This window comes from Colwellia aquaemaris, assembly GCF_057548755.1.
Map to the genome: position 1 here is coordinate 1 of NZ_BAAJLV010000016.1, position 5802 is coordinate 5802.

Below are 5802 nucleotides of genomic sequence, written 5' to 3' on the forward strand. Positions count from 1 at the left end.
TGATTTAACTCGCATACTTAATTGTTTTTTTATGCTCTATATCGCGGTCATCTATTGCCACAATATAATGAATTGTATTAACAGGCCATCTGAACACAAGACTTTTGATAGCAGAAGATTTAATACCGTGTTTACCTAAATGCTCATCTAGTGAATCAGCCCAGTAATTAATTGATTTATTGATCCGCTCACTAAGTAATTGAGATGGCTCAAACTCACGAGTAAGCCAATTAATAGATATATCATACCCCTTTCGTCGGATATTTCTTAATTCATCAATCACAAAGTCATCATCAACATAATTTTCGTAACTCGAAAAGCTATGTCCAAAGTTGTGAATCGCCGAAATTACATTTTTATACTTCATAGCCTGAGAATCACATAACGCCCTGTTAACAGGCAAAAAATTGTTGGCTAAAATAAGCGACGAAGGAGTGAAAGCCAACTGTTTTTTGTCCTTGTTTAACAGCTTGTTATAAAGCTATTTACACGATTCTATATCACATGTTGTACGAATAATCGTATTTGGTAAAGTGAAACTACATTCAGCTTCAATTCTACTCTCAAATTTTAAAATAAACGGCTTAAATATATTTACTAATTCTTCCGCTTCTTTGTTTTCTGTTGCTGCGACACCATGAGAATAACTTGTTTCATTTAAATAATTTACATCGAAGTAAAAATTATTAGAAACACCATTTAATTTATAGAAAAACCGATGTAATTGATTTGGCTTTTCAATGCCGTGCAATGTAAGAGGTTTACCTCCAACATCTATTCTATATGAAACACTTGTAACGTTATCCGATGAAGCTAGGGAATCCTTGATACATTGAAAGTTTGGTACATGCTTTTCAAAGTCATAACTTCGATACCAACCAAGCATTTGTACAGGACAACCCGTTAGGAAAATTAATAAGCTAAAAATTATGATGATTCGCAAGTGGTAGCCTTAGCTTTATAACGCCCTCGTTAATGGGCAAAATTTAGTTGGCTAAAATTGTTGAGGAACGAAACACAGCCAACTGTATTTTGTCCTGATTTAACAGCTTGTTATATACCATTTAAGCCAATGAGTGAACTCATTTGACTGTTATTAGCTGACAACCAACACCAATAAAAAGGAATAACTCCTTTCAACGACATTTTGATGCTGCCATTAAACTTATCACCATCAAATTTTTTAAATGTAATCCTAACAGTTATCCAGTTGGAGCTAACTTCCCAGTAAAGTGGTAATTGCTCACAGGAAAAGTCCGTTGAGATATTTGTAGTAATTTGGGAGTTTGACAGGTCAAATTTATGAACCATTTGACCTTCGCCATACGTATAAAAATATAACCAATGAGTATTGTTACGATCAAATAAATTGATTTGCGTAGTTGCAAAGTCAATGCTTTTTAGAGGCCGCTCCATGCTCAGTAAACTCCAATGGTATATAACGCCCTAATAATGGGCAAAAAATTGTTGGCTAAAATGTTGAGGAACGAAAACAGCCAACTGTTTTTTGTCCTTATTAATTAGCTTGTTAGTTTGCATATTACGCCAAACTACGAACTAACTGAAATACTATAACAGCATCATTGAGACAGTTTTCTTCGAGTTCACTCTTAGGATTACTCCAGAAAAGATGCCGTGCTGTGGGATACTCACTTACATCTTTTAAACCCAACTCAACATCACGATAGAGATCAACTAACATCTTATGATGACTATCAGGCTCTGCTACCAGTAATTTATTTAGGCTTATGTGAGCTTTCTGTAATTGTGCACACAACTCTTTATTTAGCACCTGCTTTCCTTGCAAACTAACGCTTTGCTAAGCGGCTAAAAATTGTTGGCTAAAATAGCGAGGTACGAGCAAAAGCCAACTGTTTTTTGTCCGTTTAAGCAACTTGTTATCTTCCGTTTTTATCTAACAACGCCGTCTCTAAATATGGACTTTTTAGTTCCTTTTTGAAGGTACTCAATGACACCTATCAATTCTTTAGAACCGTCAACCTCAATCAACTGCGTGATAGGTTTAGGTATAGAGTATTCAACTTTGTAACCCGCTAGCTTCAAAGTTAAATCACCATGATGAATAAAAGCATTTTCTAACTTTTCTATTTGTTCAAAAGTACCATGCTCTTTATCATCAAGAGGCTTTAACTGACTCGCAAGTTCATAAAGAGATACCTGTTCATTTTTGACTTTATCTTCAATAAATATTTCGTTGTTTTGACCAGAAAAACCTACAGTGCCGTCAAGGTCTAATGCTGTATTTTCTTTTGCCCAATTAGCATCAATTAACGGCTCAAATTTTTGTATCTGAGCGGGCATGCAGACATTCATATTAATACTGATTTTCTTTATTAATGGCGTTCCATCTTCAGATGTCCAGTCTGAGTCATTCTGTTCGCGAACAATCAACAAGTCTATTTTGTTTTGTTCCGCTTTTAACTTAGAGCCAGATTGATATCCCTTCTTCGTAGCAAAAACAGGTTTTAAGTCAGGTATATCTCTTATTTTTCCAATAAATCCATCAATTCTATCTACTGATATTTTTGAGTTGTAGTCCTTACACTCAATTACTGTTTTGTATGTAATGCCTCCTAGTTCATATTCCCAATAGATATCAAACTGCCTTTTAATGCCGCAGTTATCGACAATGATTTTATCAACCTCAACCTTTACATTTTTTTGCTGTATAAAGGCTTCTGTATTTAACAGTGCTTGCTGCAGTTCAGCGACAAACTGTTCATATTCTTTCCCTGTATTCTTAGCCAAGTTTAAACCCTTATGTTGATTGATATGAGAGGAAGATAACGCCCAATTAAGGGGCTTTTTATAGTTTGCCAAAATGTGTAGCGCAGCGAAACCAGGCAAACTGTAAAAAGTCCCGCTTGAATTGCTTGTTATATGCAGCGTAGGTAAAAACAAACACTGCTAGCACTTTAAGGCACCCGTTATAAAACGACCAACCGTGAACTTTTGAGCGTTAAACACAATTGGCCGAACTAAATTAATAACTTTGTTGCCTTTGAAAAAGGGTTAAAAAACAAAGTTTATTAGTGCATACACTAAACAGTTTTAGCGAAAAACACTACGTAAAAAATCTCTTGCTCTAATGCGTAATTCTTTGAAGCATATAACGTCAAGCTAACGGGCGTTTATAGTTTGGCTAAAATTGTGAGCGCAGCGAAACGAGCCAAACTTTAAACGTCCCATTGAGCGCCTTGTTATGCGCTGGTTGTGATTACCACAAACAGCGCCATTTATATAAGATTTCGTGGCAGCCCGACCATAAATAACAAGAACGCCTACGCAGCGCGACACACCAAACCATGAATTTTGAGCCACTTAAATAAAGTAACTTTTGCTACCAAACCTAACTTGGCGAAAAACTGTTTAGCCAAAAGCTGAAACAGAAAACTTAGCACACACGTTACCAAGATAAAGAATCGGCAACAAGCACCCTCTCCTTTGTAAAGTGCCAACCGAAAACAATAAATTTAACCGAATTCGCGGCTGACGCATAACACCTCATTAAGAGGAAATTTATAGTTGGCTAAAATGTTGAACGCAGTGAAAACAGCCAACTGTAAATTTTCCTGCTTTAATGCCTTGTTAGGTTTTAGGGCACTCTTTGGTATCAATTTTAATTTCTGTTATTTGTTTTTGACTAGAGTCAAAATAGCTATATGCAACAATAATCTCTAAATCTCTGAAAGGCTGCATTGATTCTATCGTGCAAACTGAATTTACAATACTTGGTTTCATGTTATTTCTAAACGTTTCTACATCTATCTCATCTTTTTGGTGGCTAATTAGACGGTAATTATATGTAAATGTATTATTTACACCGGTAGTAGCAAATAGAATGGTTTCGGAATCCACATTCATTGGAAGGTTTTCATTGATGGTGCTCGCTGTTTTCATCAAAATCTCTGTATTATCCTGAGGTTTATCATTTTCAAATAATCCACTTACAGCCCATTGTCCTATTAACGCCCCACCGATTGCACAAATAACAGTTAAAACATTCGTCCATGTGATTTTTTTCATTGGTACTCCGAACCTTAATAAAACCTAACGCCCTGTTAAGGGGCAAATTGTAGTTGGCTATAATGTGAAGCGAAGCGGAACCAGCCAACTGTTATTTGTCCCGCTTGAACAGCTTGTTATATTCCGGCTTAGCTAGTACATCGTTGGTTATTTTCAACTTGGTTACAAGCTTTTTTCAGAATGCTTTCTCCAGCCTTTTGATATCCATTGTTTGTTAAATAATCAGCAATTTCAATTAGAGAATCGAGCCCTTCGGCCGTTTGCTTAATAGTGAAATTAATATGTTTATTTAATTCTTTAGTCGCATTATCACCTTCTGAAATAGCATAATGAGCAGTTAGTTTTTGCAACGTTTCGTTTGGGACATTTACGTTAAAGCCAAATTTTTTAGACAATTCAGTATAATGCTCCCTTAAACCGTCTAATCCGGAGACTTTAACGTCATAAGTTGGCTCCCAGTTAGCGAATGTTGATTGCAAAGCATACTGCATAGAAGGGTGTTTAGTGGTTCTGTGGGATTGCTCTGGGAATTTTTGGAATTCAAAAGAGCCTTCCAGTAGGTCACTTAGTTTTTTAGATAATGCTGTAAAAGGTTTTTGCATATGTTCACCTTCATTTGCGATGGTGATGGTAAGAGGAGCTTTGCCTCTTAGCGCTTCCGTTTTTGATTTAAATACCGCATCAACGATATAACCATCATCGAGAGAGGGGCTAAAAGCAAAATATTTCGAAAAGGACAGATTGTTATTTAACCAATAATCTAATACAAATCGACCTGAATTGGAGTGCCCGGATAAAATACTATAAGGTGCAACTCGATAATTTTCATTAACATATGAAACAACTTCATTTGCAAGAAAGTTAGCAAACGGTGTTATTTTACCATTTTCAGGACTAAGTTCTTTGCCCCTACTTTCAATACCGATAACTATAAATTTTGGTATGCTGCCTTCTAATAGGTCAATAGTCGATAAAGTTGAGAGCATATCCCATTGACCGTGTAGTACGTATAACACTGGATATGAATTCTTATTATTATATTGCTTAGGGAGTTTTATTAATAAGTTTCTTTCCTCCCCAAGTGAATTTGACTGCAACTTAATTTGTTCAGCTAACATTAAATCTGATGCAAATGAAAACTGTGAACAAAATAAAACAAAACTAAAAAACAACACTCTCATTTATAACTCTCCATGTTGATGAAACTTTAGGAATATAACGCCTTGCTAAGAGGCGAGTAATTGTTGGCTAAAATGTGAAGCGAAGCGGAACCGAGCCAACTGTTACGAGTCCTGCTTGAGCAACTTGTTATATTTTTTTAACACCTACCGCAGCGCGCCAATTTTTGCGAACCATTACAGTAAGTTTTGCCGATTCATTCTTTAAATTTTGTAAATCATTATCGTTACAATAACCGACAATAGTATTTATTAAATTAATTTCTTCTTCTTCACCTAACATTATGAATTTAAGCTGAGCATCACTTAGCTTATTAACATATTCCTGCATAATGTCATCTGAGGTAATTTGACTTGCTTTAGCTTTTTGAATAATACCTTCAAGTAAGAAGCTTGCAGAAATATATGAGTTATATATATCTAGTTTATAATCTAGTTGCTTCTTAAATATTTCATTCTTCCTATTCAAATGGCTATTAATGAACCATCCGACAATAACAGCAAAGACTGAAACTATTGTAATAATATCTCTTACTTCCATTTTTCACCCAAGTGAGATTAAAAATATAACGCCCAT

General features: G+C 35.4%; 8 protein-coding genes. All 8 read right to left on the reverse strand.

All coding sequences use genetic code 11. The annotated features are described in order from the left end of the window. Window positions 1-4: 4 nt before the first annotated feature. The 8 genes from AC27HL_RS19410 to AC27HL_RS19445 all read right to left on the reverse strand — a co-directional run bounded on the left by AC27HL_RS19410 (window position 5) and on the right by AC27HL_RS19445 (window position 5766). Window positions 5-367 (reverse strand): hypothetical protein, encoded by a 363-nt coding sequence (locus AC27HL_RS19410; RefSeq protein ID WP_487082707.1) that lies wholly within the window; start codon window positions 365-367, stop codon window positions 5-7. Between the two features lie 114 nt (window positions 368-481). Further along, window positions 482-943, reverse strand: a complete 462-nt coding sequence (locus AC27HL_RS19415) for a hypothetical protein (RefSeq protein ID WP_487082708.1) — start codon at window positions 941-943, stop codon at window positions 482-484. Window positions 944-1053: 110 nt separating this feature from the next. Further along, window positions 1054-1416, reverse strand: coding sequence for a hypothetical protein (locus AC27HL_RS19420; protein WP_487082709.1), 363 nt, complete (start codon window positions 1414-1416; stop codon window positions 1054-1056). 124 nt (window positions 1417-1540) lie between these two features. Further along, window positions 1541-1792, reverse strand: a complete 252-nt coding sequence (locus AC27HL_RS19425; protein ID WP_487082710.1) for a hypothetical protein — start codon at window positions 1790-1792, stop codon at window positions 1541-1543. Between the two features lie 119 nt (window positions 1793-1911). Beyond that, window positions 1912-2769: a restriction endonuclease gene (locus AC27HL_RS19430; protein ID WP_487082711.1), complete on the reverse strand. Its 858-nt coding sequence runs from the start codon at window positions 2767-2769 to the stop codon at window positions 1912-1914. An 840-nt stretch (window positions 2770-3609) separates the two neighbouring features. After that, window positions 3610-4047, reverse strand: coding sequence for a hypothetical protein (locus AC27HL_RS19435; RefSeq protein WP_487082704.1), 438 nt, complete (start codon window positions 4045-4047; stop codon window positions 3610-3612). A 128-nt stretch (window positions 4048-4175) separates the two neighbouring features. Next, window positions 4176-5228: an alpha/beta hydrolase gene (locus AC27HL_RS19440; protein ID WP_487082712.1), complete on the reverse strand. Its 1053-nt coding sequence runs from the start codon at window positions 5226-5228 to the stop codon at window positions 4176-4178. A gap of 127 nt (window positions 5229-5355) precedes the next feature. After that, the gene (locus tag AC27HL_RS19445; RefSeq protein ID WP_487082713.1) at window positions 5356-5766 is read right to left on the reverse strand and encodes a hypothetical protein; all 411 of its coding nucleotides are present in this window, start codon (window positions 5764-5766) and stop codon (window positions 5356-5358) included. Window positions 5767-5802 lie beyond the last annotated feature (36 nt).

What these genes read in the sequence shown, in the direction of transcription:
- AC27HL_RS19410 (WP_487082707.1), bottom strand. Translation starts at nt 367, where the DNA reads ATGAAGTATAAAAATGTAATTTCGGCGATTCACAACTTTGGACATAGC.
- AC27HL_RS19420 (WP_487082709.1), bottom strand. Translation starts at nt 1,416, where the DNA reads ATGGAGCGGCCTCTAAAAAGCATTGACTTTGCAACTACGCAAATCAAT.
- AC27HL_RS19435 (WP_487082704.1), bottom strand. Translation starts at nt 4,047, where the DNA reads ATGAAAAAAATCACATGGACGAATGTTTTAACTGTTATTTGTGCAATC.
- AC27HL_RS19440 (WP_487082712.1), bottom strand. Translation starts at nt 5,228, where the DNA reads ATGAGAGTGTTGTTTTTTAGTTTTGTTTTATTTTGTTCACAGTTTTCA.
- AC27HL_RS19445 (WP_487082713.1), bottom strand. Translation starts at nt 5,766, where the DNA reads ATGGAAGTAAGAGATATTATTACAATAGTTTCAGTCTTTGCTGTTATT.